The 22,364-nt window shown below is 63.9% G+C and carries 23 protein-coding genes; 8 read left to right on the top strand and 15 right to left on the bottom strand.

What is annotated here, in order from left to right:
- Positions 1–165 precede the first annotated feature (165 nt).
- Entirely contained in the window at positions 166–1,329 is a 1,164-nt protein-coding gene (locus GGD65_RS18405) for an acyl-CoA desaturase (protein WP_018317766.1), read from the top strand.
- Between the two features lie 91 nt (positions 1,330–1,420).
- Here the strand turns inward: GGD65_RS18405 and GGD65_RS18400 are convergent, their stop codons facing one another.
- The 7 genes from GGD65_RS18400 to GGD65_RS18370 form a co-directional block, all read right to left on the bottom strand.
- Entirely contained in the window at positions 1,421–2,122 is a 702-nt protein-coding gene (locus tag GGD65_RS18400; protein ID WP_018317765.1) for a peptidoglycan-binding protein, read from the bottom strand.
- A 107-nt stretch (positions 2,123–2,229) separates the two neighbouring features.
- A complete protein-coding gene (locus GGD65_RS40970) occupies positions 2,230–3,123 on the bottom strand; it encodes a peptidoglycan-binding protein (RefSeq protein ID WP_183236183.1) in 894 nt (297 codons plus the stop codon).
- A gap of 407 nt (positions 3,124–3,530) precedes the next feature.
- A complete protein-coding gene (locus tag GGD65_RS18390) occupies positions 3,531–4,022 on the bottom strand; it encodes a DUF2852 domain-containing protein (protein ID WP_018317763.1) in 492 nt (163 codons plus the stop codon).
- Between the two features lie 120 nt (positions 4,023–4,142).
- The gene (locus GGD65_RS18385) at positions 4,143–4,895 is read right to left on the bottom strand and encodes a TetR/AcrR family transcriptional regulator (RefSeq protein ID WP_183236182.1); all 753 of its coding nucleotides are present in this window, start codon (positions 4,893–4,895) and stop codon (positions 4,143–4,145) included.
- A 129-nt stretch (positions 4,896–5,024) separates the two neighbouring features.
- Complete coding sequence (locus GGD65_RS18380; RefSeq protein WP_018317761.1) at positions 5,025–5,390, bottom strand: YciI family protein; 366 nt, start codon at positions 5,388–5,390, stop codon at positions 5,025–5,027.
- A gap of 58 nt (positions 5,391–5,448) precedes the next feature.
- Positions 5,449–5,853 carry a YciI family protein gene (locus GGD65_RS18375; protein WP_183236181.1) on the bottom strand — a complete coding sequence of 135 codons (405 nt, stop codon included), beginning with the start codon at positions 5,851–5,853 and terminating at the stop codon, positions 5,449–5,451.
- 126 nt (positions 5,854–5,979) lie between these two features.
- On the bottom strand, positions 5,980–6,345 hold the full coding sequence (locus GGD65_RS18370; RefSeq protein WP_183236180.1) for a nuclear transport factor 2 family protein: 366 nt from the start codon (positions 6,343–6,345) through the stop codon (positions 5,980–5,982).
- Positions 6,346–6,660: 315 nt separating this feature from the next.
- On the opposite strand from GGD65_RS18370, the gene GGD65_RS18365 reads away from it, so the two are divergent.
- From GGD65_RS18365 to GGD65_RS18350, 4 genes are all read left to right on the top strand, one after another.
- On the top strand, positions 6,661–8,325 hold the full coding sequence (locus tag GGD65_RS18365) for a PAS domain-containing methyl-accepting chemotaxis protein (RefSeq protein WP_018317758.1): 1,665 nt from the start codon (positions 6,661–6,663) through the stop codon (positions 8,323–8,325).
- A gap of 108 nt (positions 8,326–8,433) precedes the next feature.
- Positions 8,434–9,222: an SDR family NAD(P)-dependent oxidoreductase gene (locus GGD65_RS18360; protein ID WP_183236179.1), complete on the top strand. Its 789-nt coding sequence runs from the start codon at positions 8,434–8,436 to the stop codon at positions 9,220–9,222.
- Between the two features lie 89 nt (positions 9,223–9,311).
- Entirely contained in the window at positions 9,312–9,749 is a 438-nt protein-coding gene (locus GGD65_RS18355; protein WP_018317756.1) for a hypothetical protein, read from the top strand.
- Positions 9,750–10,286: 537 nt separating this feature from the next.
- Positions 10,287–10,649: a hypothetical protein gene (locus GGD65_RS18350; RefSeq protein ID WP_183236178.1), complete on the top strand. Its 363-nt coding sequence runs from the start codon at positions 10,287–10,289 to the stop codon at positions 10,647–10,649.
- Positions 10,650–10,758: 109 nt separating this feature from the next.
- Here GGD65_RS18350 and GGD65_RS18345 read toward each other — a convergent pair whose 3' ends face one another.
- The 4 genes from GGD65_RS18345 to GGD65_RS18330 all read right to left on the bottom strand — a co-directional run bounded on the left by GGD65_RS18345 (position 10,759) and on the right by GGD65_RS18330 (position 13,541).
- Positions 10,759–11,172, bottom strand: a complete 414-nt coding sequence (locus GGD65_RS18345) for a VOC family protein (RefSeq protein ID WP_018317753.1) — start codon at positions 11,170–11,172, stop codon at positions 10,759–10,761.
- Between the two features lie 33 nt (positions 11,173–11,205).
- The gene (locus tag GGD65_RS18340) at positions 11,206–11,745 is read right to left on the bottom strand and encodes an SRPBCC family protein (RefSeq protein ID WP_183236177.1); all 540 of its coding nucleotides are present in this window, start codon (positions 11,743–11,745) and stop codon (positions 11,206–11,208) included.
- Positions 11,746–11,883: 138 nt separating this feature from the next.
- Positions 11,884–13,176: an RNA polymerase sigma factor gene (locus GGD65_RS18335; protein WP_179738979.1), complete on the bottom strand. Its 1,293-nt coding sequence runs from the start codon at positions 13,174–13,176 to the stop codon at positions 11,884–11,886.
- Positions 13,173–13,541, bottom strand: coding sequence for a YciI family protein (locus tag GGD65_RS18330; protein WP_018317750.1), 369 nt, complete (start codon positions 13,539–13,541; stop codon positions 13,173–13,175). The genes GGD65_RS18335 and GGD65_RS18330 overlap by 4 nt, the downstream gene beginning before the upstream one ends.
- Positions 13,542–13,681: 140 nt before the next feature.
- On the opposite strand from GGD65_RS18330, the gene GGD65_RS18325 reads away from it, so the two are divergent.
- Positions 13,682–14,647, top strand: coding sequence for a glyoxylate/hydroxypyruvate reductase A (locus tag GGD65_RS18325; RefSeq protein WP_018317749.1), 966 nt, complete (start codon positions 13,682–13,684; stop codon positions 14,645–14,647).
- 206 nt (positions 14,648–14,853) lie between these two features.
- Entirely contained in the window at positions 14,854–16,821 is a 1,968-nt protein-coding gene (locus GGD65_RS18320; protein ID WP_183236176.1) for a methyl-accepting chemotaxis protein, read from the top strand.
- 176 nt (positions 16,822–16,997) lie between these two features.
- On the opposite strand, the gene GGD65_RS18315 is transcribed toward GGD65_RS18320, so the two are convergent.
- A complete protein-coding gene (locus tag GGD65_RS18315; protein WP_183236175.1) occupies positions 16,998–17,678 on the bottom strand; it encodes a TetR/AcrR family transcriptional regulator in 681 nt (226 codons plus the stop codon).
- 103 nt (positions 17,679–17,781) lie between these two features.
- Here GGD65_RS18315 and GGD65_RS18310 point away from each other — a divergent pair, with 103 nt between their 5' ends.
- The gene (locus GGD65_RS18310; protein WP_183236174.1) at positions 17,782–18,426 is read left to right on the top strand and encodes a glutathione binding-like protein; all 645 of its coding nucleotides are present in this window, start codon (positions 17,782–17,784) and stop codon (positions 18,424–18,426) included.
- A 974-nt stretch (positions 18,427–19,400) separates the two neighbouring features.
- On the opposite strand, the gene GGD65_RS18305 is transcribed toward GGD65_RS18310, so the two are convergent.
- From GGD65_RS18305 to GGD65_RS18295, 3 genes are read right to left on the bottom strand one after another with little or no spacing between them, the layout of a single operon-like run.
- The gene (locus GGD65_RS18305) at positions 19,401–20,705 is read right to left on the bottom strand and encodes a TRAP transporter large permease (RefSeq protein ID WP_183236173.1); all 1,305 of its coding nucleotides are present in this window, start codon (positions 20,703–20,705) and stop codon (positions 19,401–19,403) included.
- A gap of 31 nt (positions 20,706–20,736) precedes the next feature.
- A complete protein-coding gene (locus GGD65_RS18300; protein ID WP_179738969.1) occupies positions 20,737–21,330 on the bottom strand; it encodes a TRAP transporter small permease subunit in 594 nt (197 codons plus the stop codon).
- 10 nt (positions 21,331–21,340) lie between these two features.
- The gene (locus GGD65_RS18295; RefSeq protein WP_183236172.1) at positions 21,341–22,342 is read right to left on the bottom strand and encodes a TRAP transporter substrate-binding protein; all 1,002 of its coding nucleotides are present in this window, start codon (positions 22,340–22,342) and stop codon (positions 21,341–21,343) included.
- Between the last annotated feature and the right edge of the window lie 22 nt (positions 22,343–22,364).

The following is a 22,364-nucleotide window of genomic DNA, read 5'->3' as shown; positions in this document are numbered from 1 at the left end:
GTCAGTCGAATTTTCGGCCGACGCTGCTTTGGCCGGGATGATCACGCAAAGCAGCTCGCTCAAGCCCCGCGGTGGTCCGCCACCCGCGGGTTTTTCGTACCCGGCAGCCCTCAATGCTGCCGATGCAAAATCCCGGATCCCCGTTACCTGAGGTCACGCTGAAACATGTTGCCCAACGCGCCCGCCGACGACCACCACGACGACGTCATGTACCCCTCCGCCATACCGTTCGTGCTGGTCCATCTCGGTTGCTTTGCGGCGATCTGGTCAGGCGTCACGTGGCAGGCCGTCGCGATCTGTGGGGCGCTGTATGTCGTGCGGATGTTTGCGATCGGGGCGGGGTATCACCGCTATTTCTCGCATCGGGCTTTCGCCACCGGCCGCGTGTTTCAGTTCATCCTGGCCTGCCTTGCGCAAAGCACCGCGCAGAAGAGCGTGTTGTGGTGGGCGGCCAAGCACCGGCATCATCATCTGCATTCCGACACCGAACTGGATGTGCATTCGCCGCGGCAGCGCGGTTTCCTGTACAGCCATCTCGGCTGGATCTTTTACCGGGAGCACGATGGGACTGATCTCGTGAAAGTCGGCGATCTCACGGTCTTTCCCGAGCTGATGTGGCTGCATCGGCTGGAGCTGCTGCCGGCCTTCGTGCTTGCAGCGCTCTGCTTCATGGCGGCGGGGTGGTCGGGTCTGATCGTCGGTTTCCTGTGGAGCACGGTGCTGGTCTATCACGCGACCTTCTGCATCAACTCGCTGGCCCATGTGCACGGACGCAAGCGCTACGTGACGGGCGATGATTCCCGCAACAACTGGCTGCTGGCGCTGCTCACTATGGGCGAGGGCTGGCACAACAATCACCACGCCTATCAGAGCAGCGTGCGGCAGGGTTTTCGCTGGTGGGAGATCGACGTCACCTATTACGTGCTGAAGGTGTTGTCCTGGTTCGGAATCGTCTGGAACATGAAGGCGCCGCCCGAACAGGTGCTGCGCAACGAGCAGCCGCTCGGCGCCCGCGTCATCAATCGGGCCGCCCGCGAGCTTGCCGGGCGGTTCGACGCGCCGAAGCTTGCCCATGCGATCTCTTCGGCGCTGCACCGCGCCGACCCGACCCAGCTGCAGCTGCCGACGCTGCACGACATCCTCAATCGTGCGCATGACGGCGTCGATGCGCTGACACACCTGCATCTACCGAAGATACCGACCCGCGAGGAGTTTCTCGCCGAGGCCAAGGCGATGTTCGCACGAACGCGATCGCTCAACGAGATCGTGGATCACGCCTACGAACACTTCCTGGCTTCGGTTCACGCGCAGCTCGCCACCGCGCGCTGAAGCCGGCGGTCATGCGATGCAGCCCGGCGCGCGTCATGGCGCCGGGACGCTTCCGTCGCGCGCGCGGCAGGTGAGAGAATCCCGCCGATCCCTAGAGTTCGATCTTCAACCGTTTTGCCGTCTGCGGTCCTACCTGTCCGTCGACAATGAGTCCTTTGGTCGCCTGAAACGCTGCGACCGCCGCCACCGTCAGGTCATTGTATTCACCGTCGATCGGCCCCGGATTGAATCCCAGCTCTTTCAAAGCGCGTTGAATGTCTCGAATGACGGACGCCTTCATGTTCGGCTGCCCAAGCGCATACAGCTGGCTCGGCTCAGCCAGGTCGAGTGCTCCACCCGCCGCCCCATACGTAAAGTTCGGCAGCAAGACGCCGGTATCCCAATTCCGGCCCGACACCTTGCCGCGACGAACGCCATAAGCGGTGCCCATCGCCTCCACGGTGCCGCCCTCGCCGTCACAAACGACGATGTGCCCCATCATGCCCGGTCCGGGCGGATAGCGGAGAAGAATGCCGCCCACCGTTGAAGCTGCCTGCCGCCACGGCACGCGCTTTCCGAGTTTTTGTGAATCGCTCTTCCAGGCGCCCGTATAGGCTTCGACCGTCGCAGGATTGCCGTTGTCGTCGACGCATCCGTACAGGATTCCACCGACCTGATACACTAGCCAGGACATGAACTCCGCGCAGTCCCATGGACCGTGCCAGTTCTTGTTGTTCTTGGGAACGCAGACATTGACGTATTTCTCGCCGATGCGGGACTCGGCCAGCTTCAGCATCTTTTCGCCGTCGGTCATGCTCAATTCCTTCTGCGCAATGAACTTGCTAAAATTCGGCCCTCAATAATCGAGACATCTATTCGCGAAGCTCCGGCGAACTTCGCGCGGCAAAAGGCGGCACGCTCTTAGGGGCGCTCTGAAGCCGTCCGGGAATTCAGGCGGAGATTCAACGCCGCCTGCGTCACCACGCCTGCATTTCCATCGACCGGGATCTTGGCGTGGTTTTGAAACCACTCGACCGCCTGCGCCGTGGCGGGACCATATCGTCCATCCACGACAAGCGCCGGCTCAGCCCCGAGATCGTTCAGGGCCTCCTGAAGCTCGCGCGTTTCATCCGACGTGGTTGCGGCTTTCCAGGCCACCTGGTTCGCGCCGCTCTTGCCTACTGCGCTCCACACGATATCGAAGAGCTCCGTGCGTCCGCTCAGGCCGTTGTAGCCACCGTTGATGAGCCGCGTGATCGTACGGATGTCGTTCCGATCCGCATACGCGTTCAGGCCTCCCTCATTCCATTCGTGCAGGGCGGGAAGCAGAGCCGCTTCGGGTGAGACAATCAGATCCGGATTATTGTAGAAGTCCACGCCTGCGAGCTTGCCCATGCGCAGGTAGTTGGCGCCGCCCGTCGTCTGCAACAGGCCGCCGCCGCGATATTTGTATCCGTCTCCTTGCTTGGTATTGCCGAGCTCCTTCGCCTTCTTCGGATTACCCAATCCATAGACGCGCTCGGCCAAGGCACGATCATTGTTGAGATATTGATCGACCTCGTCGGGCCGGATGGCCGCGCTATGATGGCCGATGCCGAAAATCTCGAGAAGGCGCGCCGTGGTTTTGTACTTGAGGCTCTCGAACAGAACGGTACCGCGGCCGGTTTCATATAGCGCCTGAGCGAGGAAGTGCGCGATGCGAAGCGGCGTGTTGATCTTGAAGCGGTCGAAGATTTCGTCGCCGTCTTCAAAAGCCTTGAGGTAATTGGGATAGCAGCGAGGGGCTACCTTCCGAACGATCGTTACGATCCGCACGAAAATACTCCCTAATAAATATTCAGCCAAATATCATCGAGTGAAAACGTACTTAGACTATGCACAGCACCCTTTGGTTGCAAGAGGAGATTCGATTTCGGGACAGGCCGCATTGCCCCAGTCGGGCGGCATTTTGCAGCAACGTCCGGTTTAGTGACTGCCAGTTGCCGCTGCCATCAATTGCAACCCGCATCTCGCGACAGGGCTAGGCCCGGCACGACGAGCAATGCGAACAATGATGGCGGCCGAAACCGGCCAACGCCTGCTCTCTCTCGCGCGCGCGAGAGAGATTGAACCCAAAAACCAAACCGCCCGCCTGCGGGTTGCGCAGACGGGCGGCTCGGGGCCATCAGGACTTTGGGGGCATGCGCCTGAAGGCTTTGAGAGGTGTCAGTCAGCCTTGAATGTCAGCCCTGCTGCTGGTCGGTCGGCGGCGGGGTCGGACGCGTCTTGTGCTGCGCCATGAACTGGTCGAACTCTTCCTTGTCCTTGGCGTGACGCAGACGGTCGAGGAAGTTCTTGAACTCGACCTGCTCCTCCTCGAGCCGCTGCAGCGTCTCGGTGCGGTACTCGTCGAAGGCGCGGTTGCCGGAGGACGGGGGGCCGAAGCCGAAGCCGAAGCCGCGGCGCTCCATGCGGCCGCGCATGCGGTCCATCTTGTACTGCATCTTTTCCATCTTGTTCTGCCAGCGATCTTGGTGGCTCCAGCACGACATTCTTCTGCTCCCGAGTGTGAAAAAGAGAAGGGCAAGTCCGATCGGCCACCAGATGATGAAGCCGAGGATGGTCACGGCGATCCAGCCGGGATGCCAGGGCGTATCGAGCATGCGGGGACGTTCGTACTGTTGGTATTGGTCCGAAGGGCCGCGCCAGCGATTAACGTCAGCGGTGTAGGCCATTTCCCATCTCCATCACGGCACAGCGCCGTTGTGAATGTAAATAACATTTACATAGCTAGACCATCCCGCGATTTTGTCAAGCTGGCCGCCAGACACGCCCGCGTGATCATTTGGGTAATTTTATTTCGGCTTGCCCCAAGGACCACCTGGAGTGCCGCCGGGCGGCACGCCTGAACCGGAGGGCACCTCCGGGGGCACCGGCGGCGGCTCGGCGCCCTTGCCCGCAGGACGACGGTCGGTCGGGAAGCCGAGGCCGCGCAGATAGATCAGCACCTCGGCCTCGAGCAGCTCGTCCGGCGACATCGGCAGTTTTCGTCGCGCGGCGTCGCCACGGGAGAACAGCGAAGCCACGCCGTGCGCCATCGACCAGATGTGCAGCGCCATCATCATCGCCGGCGGCCGTGGCGTACCCGGCGGCGTCAGCGCCGCGAGCCGCTCGGCTGCCGCGCGAATGATGTTGAAGGCGCGTTCGCTGGCGGCCTGAAGTTCGGGATTGGCATCGACCGGCACGCCCGATTCGAACATCGCGTTGTAGAACGCGGGCTCCTCACGGGCGAAGGCAAGATAGGCTTTGCCGACGCGCTCGAACGCGGTGACCGTGTCGGGGCGTCCGTCGTCCCAGGCCGCGGCCAGGCGCTGCTCGAACTGCTCGAAGCCGCGCTGGGCGATCGAGGACAACAGCTCGTCACGGTCGCGGAAATGCCGATAGGGCGCCGCTGCGCTGACGCCGGCCATGCGTGCGGCATCGGCGAAGGTGAAGCCGGCCGCGCCCTTCTCGGCGATCAGCCCCAGGGCGGCCTGCAACAGGGCTTCCTTCAGATTGCCGTGGTGATAGCCGCGCTCGGCGCGGCGCTGCTCCTTGCGCCAGCTCATGTGAACGATCTTTACATGAGCCGGCGGTGAAGGTCACTAGCAGGAATCGGGCGTGATTAACCCCGTACTTTCACGGGCGATGCCGGGCCTGAGCGACGGCATCGCACCCGGAATTGGCCTCGTCCGCAGCTACATCTGCGGAATCGGCAGCACGGGCATGACCTCGATCGCCTCGCCCGGGAAGATCGCAAAATGCGGATGGTTCTCGAACAATTTTGCAGCTTCCTCCTGCGAGGCAGCCCGCACCACCGTAAAGCCGGTCAGCGCATTGCTGATCTCGGTAATGCCGCGTCCGTCGATCCGGCGGGTCTTGCCGAGCGGGCCGCCCATCTCGACGATGACGTCCTTATGCTTCTCGACCCAGCCGTGCCAAGCGGCCATGCCCTCGCGCTCTTTTGCCTTCCGTTCCGCCTCGGGCATCGCATGCCAGGCCTTCATCTTTTCGCCGCTCATGCTGCCGAGATAGACGGCGAGGAATTTATGTTCGGTGCTCATCGGTTCTCTCCTTGTTGATTGACTGACGACAGACGCGATTTCATCGCGATCGCTGTGGCTACCTCTTCAGGTCGCCGAAACCGGCCGCGGCCTCCTGCACGTCGGGCGGAAAGTCGCTCATCTCCTGGACTTGCCGGATCTCGATGATCTCGTTGGCCGAAGCCGGACATTTCTTCGCCCAGGCGATCGCCTCTGCGCGCGAGGCGACCTCGATCATCCAATAGCCGCCAAGGACTTCCTTGGCTTCAGCGAATGGGCCGTCGGTCACGACAGGCTCGCCGGTCGCAAATGAAACTCGCGCGCCCACCGACGGCGGATGCAGGCCATCGAGCGTGATCAGCACGCCCGCGTCCTTCAGCGCCTCGTTATAGCGCATCATCGCCGCGACGCGTTCGGGATCGAGCTGGACGTCCGGCGGCGCGGCCTCGTAGCCGAGCGGGATCATCAACATCATGAATCGCATGGGTCGTATCCTGGCTTCTGCGGTGGTTCCGGGATGCGCCGTGAGGCGCAGGCCCGCTCGCCTTCAAGACGAACGAACTCTCACGGAACCGACACGCCGGCGGAAATAATCTGGAGGGCCCCGGCCCTAGCGCGGCTGCGGCAGGAAACGACCATCCCGCCGGGCAGCGCCGAAATAGACATCGATGCGCCGGACCTTGCCGCCTGCGAAGGTGAAGAACTCCGTGTTGCGAAAACTCCTGCCATCTGTCGCAAGGCAGAGATAAGTGACGAAGGCTTCCTCGCCCCGGACGAAGATACGCTCGATGTCATGCCGTGCGATCCAGCCGCTGTCGCTCCAGCAGCGTTCGAAATAGGTCGCCTTGTCGAGGTCGTCGTCGAACGGGCTGGTGAAGCGGAAATCGTCGGCCAGTGCGGCGGCGACCCGCTGCCGGTCGTTGGCGAGATAGGCGGCGAAGAGGTCGCGGATCAGGCGTTCGCGGTCGTCGGGCATCAATGGTCTCCGCAGCGAGCATCTTGTTGAAGACGGTTCGCCCTCGACCGCGCCGACACCGCCATGCGAAGGCGACGCGAAAAAATATCTCGGCTGCGCCCCCGTACAAGTACGGCTCTGCATTGTGAACTCCACCGTGCATATAAACCAAGAGCAGCTGTTAGTTGAAGTAGTTGGCCGTCGCACGTGGAGTCGCGGAGCTCGTCGCGGCTTGTTCCGGAATTTACCGATGCTCAAGGATAGCATGCAACTTTCAGCTCAGGGGAAACGGTATGGCGATCCTGTCGGATCGCTTCCGAGCATTGCGGAGCTTACGTGTTCAATTTCCTGAGCAAGAAGGTCAGGCACGCCATCGCGGAGGTCGAGGCGCTCGACCGGTCGCAAGCCGTGATCGAATTCGGTCTCGACGGCACCATCCTCGACGCCAACGAAAACCTTCTCAAAATGAGCGGCTATACGCTTGCCGAGATCAAGGGAAAGCATCACAGCATCTTCGTCAACCCGGCCGAGCGCGAGAGCACTCGCTACCGCGATTTTTGGGCCAGCCTGAACCGCGGGGAATTCCAGACCACGCAATACAAGCGTTTCGGCAAGGGCGGCAGGGAAGTCTGGGTCCACGCGTCCTACGCCCCGCTACGCGACGAAAACGGCAAGGTGGTCAGCTTCATCAAGTTCGCCACCGACATCACGGCCTATAAGATCAAGGCCATGGAAGAGTCCGGCAAGATCGCCGCGATCAACCGCGCGCAGGCCGTGATCGAGTTCAACATGGACGGTACCATCGTCACCGCCAACGAGAATTTCCTTGGCGCGATGGGCTATTCGCTCGATGAGATCAAGGGCAAGCACCACTCCATGTTCGTGACACCAGAGGACCGTGCGAGCCCGGCCTATGCCGCGTTCTGGGCCAAGCTGAACCGTGGCGAGTTCGAGGCTGCCGAATACAAGCGGCTCGGCAAGGGGGCTAAGGAAATCTGGATTCTGGCCACCTACAATCCGATTCTCGATGAGAACGGCAAGCCGTTCAAGGTGGTGAAGTTCGCCACCGACGTCACCGCGCAGAAGATGAAGGCGGCCGACAATGACGGTCAGCTCGCCGCGATCCAGAAGTCGCAAGCGGTGATCGAGTTCAACATGGACGGCACGATCCGCACTGCCAACGAGAACTTCCTGAAGGCGATGGGCTATGCGCTGGCCGAGATCAAGGGCCAGCACCATTCCATGTTCGTCGAGCCGAACGAGAAGAATTCGGCCGCCTACCGCCAGTTCTGGGAAGCACTCAATCGCGGCGAATACCAGGCCGCCGAATACAAGCGCATCGCCAAGGGCGGCCGCGAGATCTGGATCCAGGCGTCCTACAACCCGATCTTCGATCTCAACGGCAAGCCGTACAAGGTGGTGAAATACGCCACCGACATCACCGCGCAGGCGATCGGCCGCAAGAAGGCCGACAACGCGCGCGGGCTGATCGATGCGGTCGCGGCCGGCAGCGAAGAGATGAGCGCCTCGATCCGCGAGATCTCCGAGACCATGACGAAGTCGCGCGAGACGTCCAAGGTCGCGACCACAAGGGTCGAGTCCGCCGACCTCCAGGCCCAGAAGCTGACGGCCGCCGCACAGGCCATGAGCGGCATCGTCGAGATGATCTCGGGCATCACCAGCCAGATCAATCTGCTCGCGCTCAACGCCACGATTGAATCGGCCCGCGCCGGCGAAGCGGGACGCGGCTTTGCGGTGGTCGCCTCCGAGGTGAAGAATCTCGCGAGCCAGGCCAAGCAGGCGACCGACACGATCACGTCCGAAATCGACGCGCTGAACACCATCTCCGGCGACGTCGCGAGCTCCCTCACCGCGATCAAGGCCGCGATCGCAGGCGTCAACGAGTTCATCGCCTCCACCGCAGCCGCGGTCGAGGAGCAGAGCATCGTGACCGCGGACATGTCGGCCAACATGCAGCGTGCCTCGGCGGAGCTGGCGTAAGGACGACTTCCCCTCCAGCCCTCGCCTGCCCCTTCCTCGTCAGCACAAAAGCGCAGTAAAAGGAGCCTGCACTCCTGCGCCCATATGCTACTCGAGGACAAATCTCCCATGCCGCAAGCCCCGCAAAAAATCGCTCTCGTCACCGGAGCCGCCCGCGGCATCGGGCTTGCGACCGCGAAGAAGTTCCTGGCCGAGGGTTGGCGCGTGGCGCTGCTCGACATCGAGGGCGAGTTGCTCGGCCGGGCGGTCGCCGAAATCGACCAAGGCGAGGCGACGCTGGCGCTGACCTGCGACGTCTCGGATGCCGCCGCGGTGAGCGATGCAATGGAGGCGGTCGAGCGCCGGTTCGGCCGACTGGATGCACTGGTCAACAATGCCGGCATCGCGGTGTTCGCACCGCTGATGGAGACGTCCGAGACCGATTGGCGCCGCGTGCTCGAGGTCAATCTCACCGGCCCGTTCCTCTGCACCAAGGCCGCGGTTCCCTTGATGCGCGAGGGCCATGGCGGCGCCATCGTCAACATCACCTCGATCTCGGCGGTGCGCGCCTCGACGCTGCGCTCGGCCTACGGCACCAGCAAGGCCGGGCTCGCGCACCTGACCAAGCAGCTCGCGGTCGAGCTCGCCTCGCTCAACATCCGCGTCAACGCGGTCGCGCCGGGGCCGGTCGACACGGCGATGGCGAAGCAGGTGCATACCAAGGAGATCCGCGCCGACTATCACGACGCCATTCCGCTCAATCGCTACGGCCTGGAGGAGGAGCTTGCGGAAGCGATCTACTTCCTGTGCTCGGCAAATGCGAGCTACATCACCGGCCAAATTTTGGCCGTTGATGGCGGCTTCGATGCGGCAGGTATCGGCCTGCCCACGCTGCGCGGCCAGCGCCGCAACGGATAGGTCCGGAAATTGTAGGGTGGGTTAGCACTGCCGCTGCGCGGGCCGCTGGGCGTAACCCACCCTACGGAACCGATTTAGGTGGAGACTTCATGCGACGCATCTCTTTGCTCAACGCCCTGATGCTTGCATTCGCGCTGCTCGCCACCGCGCCCGCGTCCGCCGAAATCCGCATCATCCAGTCTCCGGGCGGACAGGTGGGGCCGTTCCTCGATTTGTTCGAGAAGGTGCGCGAGAGCGGCGAGCGCGTGGTGATCGATGGTCCCTGCCTATCGGCTTGTACCCTGGTGCTGAGCATCGTGCCGGGCGAGCGCATCTGCGTCACCAAGCGCGCCGTGCTCGGCTTCCATGCGGCACGTTCGGTCGACCGGCGCGGGCGCTTTTATGCCGAGCCGGAAGCATCGGTCGCAGTGCTTGCCGCCTATCCCGGCCCAGTGCGCGACTGGATCAGCCGCCGTGGCGGCCTCACCTCGCGGCTGCTCTTGCTCAAGGGGCGCGATCTCGCCGCGATCTATCCCCGCTGCCGCTGACGAATGTGGCAGCCGCCACGGATGTGACGTGAATGAGTTCTGTGAACCGCGTCACATCAAAGGCATTGGCTTGGCCGGCCCGAGGCCACACGGCAGGTTCCCTGTGTCGCACCCAATGTGCGCACCGGGGTCTCCACGCCATCACACTTTGGCTGCCGTCAATAAAGAGTCTGGATCACCGGCCCCAGCTTCATGCTGACGCAGATAAGCATCCCCCACAGGGCAAAATTGATCTGTAGCGCCGCCGCCATCGGTCGCTCCCCTTCCAAGTGACGTCCACCCCAGCTTTTTAGATTTTGTGATTCACCAATAGCGATTCTGACGTGCAGATTACAGCCCAATATTGCGTCAATTGTTGTGCGATGCAGTCCGCATGGTTTCACGAAGCGGCCTCACTGCTCCCGCAAAGTGATGCGAATCGTGAGTTCATTCCTCGGCCACGCCCGCCAATCGTTTGCCTTAAGTTCCATTTGACCGATGCCATGCAAGTTTCCCGTGTGGAAGTTTGCGCATTGCGCATCGAACTTTGGGTCCGGCATGATACGACGCGGCTTCATCTTGCTTACTTTCTGCACAGCGCTGCTTGGATGTGCAGTCGCATCGGCGCAGGAGCGTCGTCCGATCGCATGGGATGGCCTCGGCCAGGACCCCAACAAAGCCTCGCATCGCCCGCATGTCGCGAAGCGGCGCGCGACGAACCCCGCGCCCGCGGCAGCTGATCCCAATCAGGAACGGGAACGAGTGCTCGGCACCTTGCGGCCATATTCGGAGGCGTGGTGGGCGATCCATGACGAGATCGAAGCCGAGAACGACAAGCAGCTCGGCACCAAGCTCGTGATCTGCCCTCGCTGCGTTCAGTCGCCGCAGCAAAGCGAGGACGTGACCGGATCGATCCGTTGAGCGAGCTCACGACCGATCCGGGTATGACGCGATAAATCCAGGCATCCCCTCTCCCGCGACAGTGGAGAGAGGGGATCGCAATTCCACAGATCGTGCAGGCTCGCGCCTGTCACATTCCTTCGGCCGGGCAGTTCACCATCCAGGGAATGCCGAACTTGTCGACGCACATGCCAAAGCCCTTGGCCCAGAACGTCTTGCTGAACGGCATGGTGACGGTGCCGCCATCGGCGAGTGCATTGAACTTACGCTCGCCGTCCGCAGGGTCCTTGACGGTGAGCGAGATCGAAAAGCCTTGCGGCTTGGCGAAATGCTCCGGCGGCGCGTCGGAAGCCATCAGCACGCTGCCGTCGGGCAGCGACATCCGCGCATGCATGATCATCTTTTCGCGGCCGGGCGCGGCGGGCATCTCCGGCGGCGCGTCCGATGACCGCATCATGGCGTCGATCTTGCCGCCCAGGACCTTGGCGTAGAAGTTGAACGCAGCTTCGCAGGTGTCCTGATAGAACAGATAAGCGTTGAGCATCGTTTCTCTCCTCTTCGTTTGCAGTGAGGCTTATTATTGCTTCTCGGCCAGCTTCTTCAGGCTGGCGAGGCCGGCATCGAAATCCTTGCCGATCATGTTGTCCATGTTGATGAACACCTGCATGATCTTGGACATGAACGGAGCCGGACCGTACATCGCCCATGTGACCAGAGTAGCATCGCCTTGCGGCACAAAGGTGAACTCGGCGGTGTTGTGACCTTCGAACGGCCGCTCGAAATCGAGCTTGATGCGAAGCTTGGACGGCCCGGTCGCCTCGAGGATCTCCATGCGGCCGGCGCCGACATTGTTGTTGCCATCCCAAGCATAGGTCGCGCCCTTGCCTCCCTCAGATCCACCGAAGGTGCGCTTCATGGCGGGATCGCGGGTCTCATAGGGGGACCAGTTGGTCCAACGGCGGAAATCGGCGACCTGTGGATAGATCGCTCCGGCTGGCGCCTTCACCGCGAGGCTCCGCTCGACGCGGAAGGTGTCAGATTTTGTCAGGGCAAAGGCGAGGACGCCCGCGATTCCAATGGCGAGCACGACGGCGATGACGGCAATGGCTTTCAGCATGAAGGGGCTCCATGGGTACGGGCTTAGGACGAACGGGAACGGCAGGAGCCGACAATTGCCGGAATGAAATTTTGCACGCTACCCACCCCACGTCATGGCCGGGCTTGTCCCGACATGATGATGTGGAGACAGACGGGTCTACTTCACTTTCGCGCCCTGCCGCGCGCCCGCCTTCGGCTGGCTATCCCGGATCAGGCGATCGATGTGCATGCGAATGTGGGCCGCTTCTGCGGACGTGTTGGCAAGCGCGATGGCGCGGTCGAAGGCGACACGTGCCTCGTCGTTGCGGCCGAGCTGCATCAGGAAGGCGCCGCGCACGCCGTAGAAATGGAAGTAGTTGGCGAGCTTCGGCGCAAGCGGCTCGATCAGATCGAGCGCGGCTTGCGGCCCCCGCACCTTGGAGACCGCGACCGCGCGGTTGAGCGTCACCACGGGAGACGGCTGCACGACCTCGAGCGCGCCGTAGAGCAGGTCGATCTGCGCCCAGTCGGTCTCCTCCGGCGTCGCCGCGCGGGCATGCAATGCAGCAATCGCGGCCTGGATCTGATAGGGCCCACTGCGGCGGTGGCGCATCGCCTTGTCGATCAGCGCCAGCCCCTCCGCGATCATGGTGCCATTCCACAGCGAACGGTCCTGGTCGTCCAGCAGGATCAGCGAGCCGTCGGCGGCAAAGCGCGCGGCACTGCGAGCATGCTGCAGCAAGATGAGCGCCGTGAGCCCCATGATCTCCGGCTCACTCGGAAACAGCCTGAGCAGCAGGCGCCCCAGCCGAATCGCCTCCTCGCAAAGCGGCTTGCGAATCTCCGCGGTGTCACCGCTCGCCGAATAGCCCTCGTTGAAGATCAGGTAGATCATCGCCGCGACGCCGGCGAGCCGCTCGGAGCGCTCGATTGCGCCGGGCGCTTCGAACGGCGTCCCGGCTTCGGCGACCTTCGCCTTGGCGCGGGTGATGCGCTGCTCCATCGCCGCGTCCGACACCAGGAAGGCGCGCGCGATCTGCTTCACGGTAAGCCCCGAGACGATGCGCAGCGCCAGCGCGATCTGCTGCGTCGCCGGCAATTGCGGATGGCAGCAGATGAACATCAACCGCAGGATGTCGTCGCGGTAGTGCGAACCGTCGAGCCGTTCGGCCAGCGCGCCTTCGGCGTCGTCGAGATCGGAGATCGCCTGGTCGTCCTCAGGCAGCGGCTGCTGCTTGCGGGTCCGGCGCACCTCGTCGATGGCGGCGTTGCGGCCGACCATGATCAGCCAGGCCGCAGGATCGCGCGGCGGCCCGTTCTGCGGCCAGGACTTGAGCGCGCGCAGCGAGGCGTTCTGGAACGCCTCCTCGGCGGTGTCGAGATCGCGGAAATAACGCAGCAGCGCGCCGACCGCCTGGGGTCGCGCCGAGGTCAGCGCGGTCTCGATCCAGCCGGTGTCGGTCTCGCTCACGTCAGGTTTCCTCCGGGCCGGAACACGCCGACGGGACGCACCTCATAGGCGCCGCCGGGATTGGCAGCGCCAAGGTCGCGGGCGACGTCGAGCGCCTCATCGAGATTCTTGCAGTCGACGATGTAGAAGCCGAGCAGCTGCTCCTTGGTCTCGGCATAGGGGCCGTCGAGCACCAGCGGCGGGTCCTCCTTGCGCAAGGTAGCAGCGGCCGTAGTCGGCAGCAGCCGCGCCACCGGCCCGAGCCGGCCTTGGCTCATGAGCTTCTCCTGCACCACGGCGAGCTTCTTCATCACGGCCTCGTCCTGCTCCTTGCTCCAGGAGCCGACGAAGTCCTCATCGTGATAGCAAAGGATGGCATAAAGCATAGGCGACACTTTCCTCGTCTGTTCTAAAGACGCGCCAATATGCCCCGCCCCGACAGGACTGCGGAAAAAATTTGCGAGAAAAATCCGGCAGATCGTGCCAAGGAGGGCCTTCGTAAGCGGAACCCGACGAGGCAATTCGAATGACCAAGGGCACACTGGCCGTCCTGATCAACAGCACGCAGCAGAACTGGTTGCCGGAGCGCTGGAAGGCCCGGTTTGATGCTGTCTGCGGCGGCCGCCGTGTGGTGCTGCTGCCGGATTCCACGCTCGATCCGGCCGAGGTGCACTATGCCACGGTGTGGAAGCCGGTACCCGGCGATCTCGGCGCCTTCCCTAATCTGCGGGCGATCTTCAATCTCGGCGCCGGCGTCGATGCGCTGATGGCGGACAAGAGCCTGCCCGATGTGCCGCTGGTCCGGGTCGCCGTACCCGACCTGACCGGCCGCATGACCGAATATGTCGTGCTGCACGTACTGATGCACCACCGCCAGGAGCTCTACTTGCGGGACTCGCAGCGCGCAAAACGCTGGGAGCCGAAATATCAATGGCCTGCCAGCGCGGTCACGGTTGGCGTCATGGGGCTTGGCACGTTAGGAGCGGATGCGGCCGACGTGCTGCGCCGGCTCGGCTTCCGCGTCGCCGGCTGGAGCCGCAGCCCGCGCGCGATCGACGGTGTCGAATGCTTCCATGGCTCGGCCCAGATCGATGCGTTCCTGCGCGCGACCGATATCCTGGTCTGCCTGCTGCCGCTGACGCCGGAGACGCACGGCATCCTCAACCGCGACGTCTTCACCAAGCTCAACCGCAACAGCCCGCTCGGCGCGCCGGTGCTGATCAATGCCGGCCGCGGGGGCTTGCAGAACGAGGCCGACATCCTCGCCTGCCTCGACGACGGCACGCTGGGCGCCGCCTCGCTTGACGTCTTCGTGCAGGAGCCGCAGCCGGCGGACAGCCGGTTCTGGACCCATCCCAAGGTGGTGCTGACGCCGCACAACGCAGCCGACACCGATGCGGATGCGATCTCGGCCTATGTCGCCGAGCAGATCGCACGGTTCGAGGCCGGCGGCGCGTTGGAGAACGTGGTGGACCGGGCCAGAGGGTATTAGGCGCCGGGATTTTCGCGAGCACCGTCACCTCATATTCAGTGTCGTCCCCGCCTAGTGCGCAATTGCGCACGGGCGCGGGGACGACACCGCTTGTCGGGCAGACAGCCTCCCCCCACAACCACCGCGTTCCGCAGGTATCCCGTTCACTCTCTCTTAGCGAGAAGTTGATAAGCGGTGTTAACCAACGCTCAAACAACGAGTCGGACATGCGCGCGAGCCTCGGCCTCAGGATGCGGATCACGGTTGCCCTCGCGGTGACGGCGGCGGCAACCGCCCTGTTTGCGGTGCTCGGGGCGATGTGGATCATCGCGGGGATCATCGACCGCGCCGACCAGCGCGAGCTGCACAGCCATTATGATGCCCTTCAGTCGCGCATCGCCGAGGAATCGCACCGGGCCGCCGCCATGAGCACGGTCGTGGCCGCGATGCCGGCAACGCAGGATGCGATGGCCAGGCAGGACCGCAACGCCCTGATAGCCCTGTTCGGGCCGGTCTTTGCCGCGACCAAATCGGAATACGGTGTCGAGCAGTTCCAGTTTCATGTGGCGCCGGCGACCTCGTTCCTGCGTGTGCACCAGCCCGCGAAATTCGGCGACGATCTCTCCGGCTTCCGCAAGACCGTCGTCGTCGCCAACCAGGATCGCAAGGTCGTGGTCGGCCTCGAGGGCGGCGTTGCCGGGCTCGGCATTCGCGGCGTGGTGCCGATCGCGCAAGGGGCTAAGCATCTCGGCTCGGTCGAATTCGGCCTGACCTTCGGCCAGTCCTTCCTCGACGACTTCAAGACCAACCGCCATGTCGACGTCGCCTTCCACCTCGCCGACGGCTCGGGCTTCAAGCTGTTCGGCGGCACGCTGAAGGGCAAGAGCTTCTTCGACGCGGCCGATTACGGCCGCGCTACCACAGGCAGCTTCACGGTGAAGCGGGCCAAGCTCGACGACACGCCGGTGGCAGCGCTGCTCGGCCCGATCAAGGATTTTTCCGGAAAGCCGCTCGGCGCCGTCGAGCTGGTGATGGACAATGCCGATTACGAGGCCTCGGCCGACCGCGCCTGGATGCTCGCGATCGCGATCGCCGCGATCGGGCTCGTGCTTGCCGCCATCGTCGGCTATCTCATCGCCCGCAGCATCTCGCGTCCGATCCTCTCCATCACGTCCGTCATGCGCGAGCTCGCAGACGGCCGGACCGACGTCACCATCCCCGCCAGCAAGGCGAACGACGAAGTCGGGGCGATGGTGAAGGCGGTCGCGGTGTTCCGCGACAACGCCGTCAACTTTGGCAAGCTTCAGGCCGAGCAGCTGGAAGCCAAGGCGCAGTCCGAAGCGGAGAAGCGGCGCGCCTTCGCCGCGCTTGCCGACAATTTCGAGGCCAGCATCCGCGACGTCGTCACCACGGTGTCCTCAGCTGCGGTCGAGATGGAGCATACGGCGCGGTCGATGTCGGCCATCGTCGAACAGTCCCGACAGCAGACCCGCGCGGTGTCGTCGGCCTCGACACTGGCCTCGGAGAATGTGCAGACCGTCGCGGCGGCGGCGGAAGAGCTGTCCTCGTCGATGACCGAGATCAGCCGGCGCCTCGCCCACGCCACCGAAGTGGTGGGCAAGGCCGCGAGCGACGGACGGCGCTCGAACGAGCGCGTGCAGAGCCTGGCGGACGCGGCGCAGAAGATCGGCGACGTGGTCTCCTTCATCAACGGCATCGCGGGCCAGACCAACCTGCTGGCGCTGAACGCGACGATCGAAGCGGCGCGCGCGGGCGAAGCCGGCCGCGGCTTTGCCGTGGTCGCTTCCGAGGTCAAGGCCCTGGCGACGCAGACGGCGAAGGCGACCGAGGAAATCGGCGCCCAGGTCCACGCGGTGCAGGGCGAGACATCAGGCGCTGTGGACGGCATCCAGTCGATCTGCGCGACGATCCAGCAAGTCGACGAAATCTCCGCCGCGATCGCCGCAGCCGTCGGCCAGCAGGGCACGGCGACGCAGGAGATCGCACAGAACGTCCAGCAGGCGGCTGCCCGCACCGGCGAGGTCTCGCAGAACATCTCCGGTGTCACCGCGGGCATCGCCGCGACGGGCACGGCGGCCGAGGAAGTGCTGGGTTCGGCGATCGAGCTGTCGAAGCAGTCGCAGCGACTGCGGGACGAGGTGGATCGCTTCCTCGCGCAGATTCGCGCGGCGTAGTTGGGACGCAGGATCGCGCAGCATACTCACTGTCGTCCCCGCGAAGGCGGGGACCCATAACCCCAGGGAGAAGTTGTTAGGCGAGCTGGTAACTCCGAGTCTTCGCCAAACTCCTCCCCGTGGTTATGGATCCCGGATCTGCGCTCCGCTTCGCTGCGCTTGTCCGGGACGACAGCCTACTCCTTGCCTCCCACCATCACGTCGATTGCGCCCTTCACGATCGCCTCCAGCTCCTTGCGCGACACGCGCGCGCGCGAGCGGATGGCGATGGTGTGGACGGTGGCTGATGCGATCTGTGCCAGCACGACCGGGTCGGCGCTCTCCGGCAGCTCGCCCTTCTCCTTGGCGCGGCGGAAGCAGCTCGCAAAGGCCTTGTCGAGCTCGGTGAGACCGTCGAGCACCATGGCGCGAATCTCGGGATCGCCAACGGCTTCTGACGCCGCGGTCACCACCGTGAAGCAGCCGCGCGGGCCGGTCTCGCCCGAGAGATAGATGCTCAGCGCGGAGGCGAAGATGCGCTCCAGCCGCTGACGCACCGGCATCTCCTCGCGGAAGATCGCGGCCATGGAAGCCCGCGCGTCCTCGCGGTAGCGTTGATAGCTCTTGATGTAGAGCTCGCGCTTGTCGCCGAAGGCGCCGTAGAGACTCGGTCGGTTCATCCCGGTCGCTTCGCTCAAATCATCGAGCGAGGTCGCGGCAAAACCCTGCTTGCGGAACAGGTCGAGCGCCTTGCCGAGTGCAACGTCAGGCTCGTAGGCGCGCGGACGGCCGCGGCGCTTAGGTTGGCCGCGGCGCTCGGGTTGGCCGCGGCCCTCGGGCTCACTGGCAGCAGTTGGCGGCTTCGATTTTTGTACCATTTCGCAAATTAATCCTTGACCGACCTCATATTATGCAAGATGGTACAAAAATCAATCTGGCCAGGTTGAGCGAAATCCCAGGAATTGCCCAAGGAGGCTACAGATGGATCTCTATTTCTCGCCGCTCGCCTGTTCGATGGCAACCCGCGTCGCGCTGTATGAAGCCGGTGCCGAGGCGAACTATCTCGAGGTCGACCCGCCGACCAAGACGGTGCTGAGCGACGGCTCCGATTTCCGCGCCGTCAATCCGATCGGCCTGGTGCCGACGCTGCGCACCGACGAGGGCGTGGTTCTGACCGAGAACGCGGCAATCCTGCAATACGTCGCCGACCGCTTCCCGCAATCCGGGCTCGGCGCCGCGGTAGGCATCGATCGCACCCGCCTGCATCAATGGCTCTGCTTCGTCGGCACCGAGCTTCATAAGGGCCTCTTCATCCCGCTGCTCGACCGCAAGGCGCCGCAGGAGGCCAAGGCCTATGCCCTCGAGAAGAACCTGTCGCGACTCGACTATCTCGACAACTACCTGAAGGGGCGCGACTTCCTGCTCGACCATTTCAGCGTCGCCGACGCCTATCTGGTCACGGTCATCAACTGGACCATGGCGACGCCGCCGATCGAGCTCGCGAAATGGCCGAACGTGAAGGCCTATTACGAGCGCCTGCGCCAGCGGCCGTCAGTCGCGAAGGCGGTCGCGGAAGAGTTCGAGCTGTACAAGGCCGAGCTCGCGCGCAAGAAGGCGGCGGCGTAAGCCGAGCTGAGCACCCCTTCGCTCTTGCTCGCGCAAGTCGTCCCGGTCGACAAGCCGGGACGACATTTGGCGCGCCTCTCTCGTGTCCCGGACACGCGGCAGCGTTCTTACGCTGCTGCGCTGCATCCGGGGCACGAGACCGTTGTTGGCGATGGTTCGCAGGATGGGTAGAGCGAAGCGAAAACCATCAACGCCTTTTCCACGTTGAAACATGATGGGTTTAGCAAGGGCTCTACCCATCCCACAGCATCGTTCCATCTGCACACACCTTCGCGTTCTCGCGGCTTGTTCGCCCGAGCTTTGCTGATCTCTTCCGCCCTTTGAAAGCAAGGGCGCAGGGAAGGCCGGGCGCCGGCTGGCACCCGAAGTCCCGCGTGTGCTAAAGAAGCGCGCACGGGGTGGACGACAGGTGACGCCGGGACATCCCGGCCTTCCCTGCGCGGATGGTTTTCACGGTGTCCTTCGTGCTCTCCCCGGGGAGCGATGCACTATTGCCCCCGTCGCCTTGCGGATGATCGATGCGCGCCGGTTGGCGCGACATCTCCGCAGGACTTGACGCACAGACCCCGGGCGTCAGGACCACACGACTTCTCCGTCCGCGCACATCTTCGCTGGGCTCTCCACGGCTGGCGTGCGCTCGCCGTCGAGGCCATTCGAAGACGCTGTCAGCGCCGTGTCGTATCGCGCCTGTCGCTGCTCACGGTTGCCCGCCCTGCAGCCACCATTCGCGCCGACGCCGTCGCGGCCACCGCATCCCGGCCCGCGCTTCGTGACGATCGCGAAACGCCCCTTGTGGCAGGCGGGATGGCGCGGTTGTACGGCAAAACCGAACTTCTGTAAATTCGAATATTTTGCAAGCAGCTATCGACCCAGTGCTGGCGTGTTTTGCCCGTCGGGCAACACAACGGATGGTAGGTGGGACGAGCCGGGCGGCCTGGCCGGGGAGCTATCGAAAGTCGGCGACGAGACGTCGATTACCCGTACAGCACCCGCGGTAAAATCGTGACGATGCCGGGCCAGAGCGTCAGCAGCAGCACGAAGCCGATCATGATCATGAGATAAGGCATCGTAACGCGCGCGATGTAGCCGAGGCCATCTTCCGTCAGGCCCTGGATCACGAACAGGTTGAAGCCGACGGGCGGGGTGATCTGCGCCATCTCGACCGCAAGCACGAGGAAGATGCCGAACCAGATCTCGTCGAATCCTGCTCCCTTCACGATGGGCAGCACGATCGGCAAGGTCATCACGATCATCGAGAAGCCGTCGAGGAAGCAGCCGAGGATCAGGTAGAAGACGATCAACACCACGATCAGCATGAAGGGCGACAGGCCGAGCCCCTTGACGAAGGCGGCGACGGCCTGCGGGATGCCGAGGAAGGCCGCGGCATTACCGAGGATCGAGGCCCCTAACACGATCAGCGCGATCATCGAGCAGGTCACGACCGAGCCGATCAGCACGTCGCGCATCACCTGCTGCGACATCGCGCCCTGCGCCCAGGCCACCAGCGCCGCGCCGAGCACGCCGACGGCGGCGGCTTCAGACGGCGTCGCGAGCCCGCCATACATCGAGCCGAGCACGCAGGCGATCAGGAACAATGCCGGCGCGAGATCCTTCAGCGCGGCGAAGCGCTCGCTCCACGGCACCTGCGAGAGTTTTGCTTCGGTCTCCGGCACCATTGCGGGCTTGAGGCTCGTATGCAGCATCACCCAGCCCATGAAGGTTGCGGCGAGCAGAAGTCCGGGCAGCACGCCGGCGGTGAACAGCTTCAGGATCGAGACGTCGCCGAGCACGCCGTAGATGATCATGATGTTGGACGGCGGAATCAGGAAGCCGAGCGTGCCGGCGCCGGCGAGCGAGCCGATCGCGATGTCGCGGGAATAGCCCCGGCGCAGCAGCTCGTTGAGCGACATGCGGCCGATCACCTGCGTGGTCGCGGCCGATGAGCCGGAGATCGCCGCGAAGATGGTGCAGCCGATCACGTTCACATGCAGAAGGCGGCCCGGCAGCAACCCCGCCCAGGGCGCCAGCCCCTGAAACAGCGAGCGCGACAGGCGGGTGCGGAACAGCAATTCGCCCATCAGGATGAACAGCGGCAGCGCCAGCAGCTCCTGCGTGGTCAGGATGTTCCAGGCGTATTGCGGCAACAGCTTGTCGAGCGGGATCGAGCGGAACATCGCGAGTAGCAGCGTCGCGGTGAGCGCAAGCGTCAGGCCGATCCACACGCCGCAAGCAAGCAGCGCAAACAGAATCGCAAACAGGGCGACGACTTCGATGGTCATGCGATCTTGAATCCGGGTGCGGGCGCGGTGGTCATTCGACGGGCGAGGCCTTCATGCGGTGATCCTCCAGCGGCAGGCCGAGCACGGCCTGGATCGCGCGCGCCAGGAACTGGAGCGTGAGCAGCAGCATACCGAAAGTGACGACGGCTTCCGGAAACCACAGCGGCGTATCGCTGGAGGTCGAGACCTGGCCGCGCGTATACGCGGCAAAGGCAAACTTCGCCATCGCTGACGTCAGGAACGCCATGAAGGCGAAGCCGGCCGCCGCCGAGAGGATCTCGAGCCCGCGCTGCACCGGCACTGGTGCATTCTTGAGCAGCAGCACGACGCGGATGTGGCCGCCGACGCGCAAGGTCATGGCGGCGCCGAAGGTGAAGGACGCCGCCATCAGATAAGACGAGTACTCCCAGGCAATCGAGATCGTCGGCGGGAAGAACGGCAGGAAGTTCGAGAGGAAGCGCGTTGCGACCTCGCACAGCATCAGCAACGTCAGCATCAACAGGCAACCGCCGCCGATCCAGCCGTCGAGCCGGCCGAGACGGTCGATGCCGTCGAGCAGGATGCGCAGCGGCACTGGTGCCGCTGCATTGAGGCTTTGCGGTGCTTCGGGCGAAACGCTCACCACGATCCCGCCCTCAGCCGCGCTTCATTTCGGCGAGATAGGACCGCACCGGCTTGTCGGCCGCCGGCACGCGCTTGAGGAAGGCATCCAGCTGCGGTGCGGTCTTGGCGCGGATATCCGTCATCATCGCGTCCGAGACCGGCACCACCTCCATGCCGCCCTCCTTGAGGCGGTTGAGGCTGTCGACGTCGGCCTTGAGCGAGTTCGCCCAGAAGCCCGGCTCCATCTTTGCAGCGATATCGCCCACGAGCTTCTGCTGATCGGCGGGAAGCGCCTTCCAGGAATCCAGATTGACGGTGAGCATCTGCGACGACCAGACGTGGTTGGTCGGGTAGACATATTTCAGGAATTCCCAGAACTTGCCGTCAACACCTGATACCGACGAGGTGGAAACGCCCGACACGGCGCCCGAGGCGAGCGCGGGAATCGTTTCGCCCCAGGGGATCATCACGGCGGCCATGCCGATCGCATTCAGCATGTCGACCGCATTCTTGTCGGGCACGCGGATCTTGATGTTCTTCAGGCCCTCGACGTCGGCGACCTTCGCCTTGAGGTGCAGATACTGCGTCGGCCACGGCACGATGTAGAGGATCTTCTGGTTGTTGCGCGCCGCGATCTTCTCGTATTCGGGCCGCACATATTTGTGCAGCACCTTCAGCTCGTCCACGGAGCCGCAGAGGAACGGGATGCTCTCGACGCCCATGAAGGGCTCGTCGCCGACCTGCTGGATATTGAGGACGTCGGCGAGCGGCACCAGGCCGTCGCGCACGGCGCGCAAATGCTCGGGTCCCTTGAAGCCGAGCTGGCCACCGGCCTTCACGGTGATCGCGACCGAGCCGCCCGTCTGCTTCTTCACCTCCTCGGCGAAGGCCATCGCGTTCTGAGTGTGGAAATTGCCGTCGGGCCAGACCGTCGACATGTCCCAGCTCGTCGTCGCCGCGCGGGCGCGGGTCGAGATGTGGCCGGCGGCGAGCAGCGTCGCTGCGCCCGCGCTGAAGTTCCGTCGCGTGATCATTGCACCCTCCGTTGACCCAAGC

The organism is Bradyrhizobium sp. CIR18, assembly GCF_014198295.1.
Taxonomy (GTDB): domain Bacteria; phylum Pseudomonadota; class Alphaproteobacteria; order Rhizobiales; family Xanthobacteraceae; genus Bradyrhizobium.
This window is presented reverse-complemented; position numbering and strand designations above follow the sequence as displayed.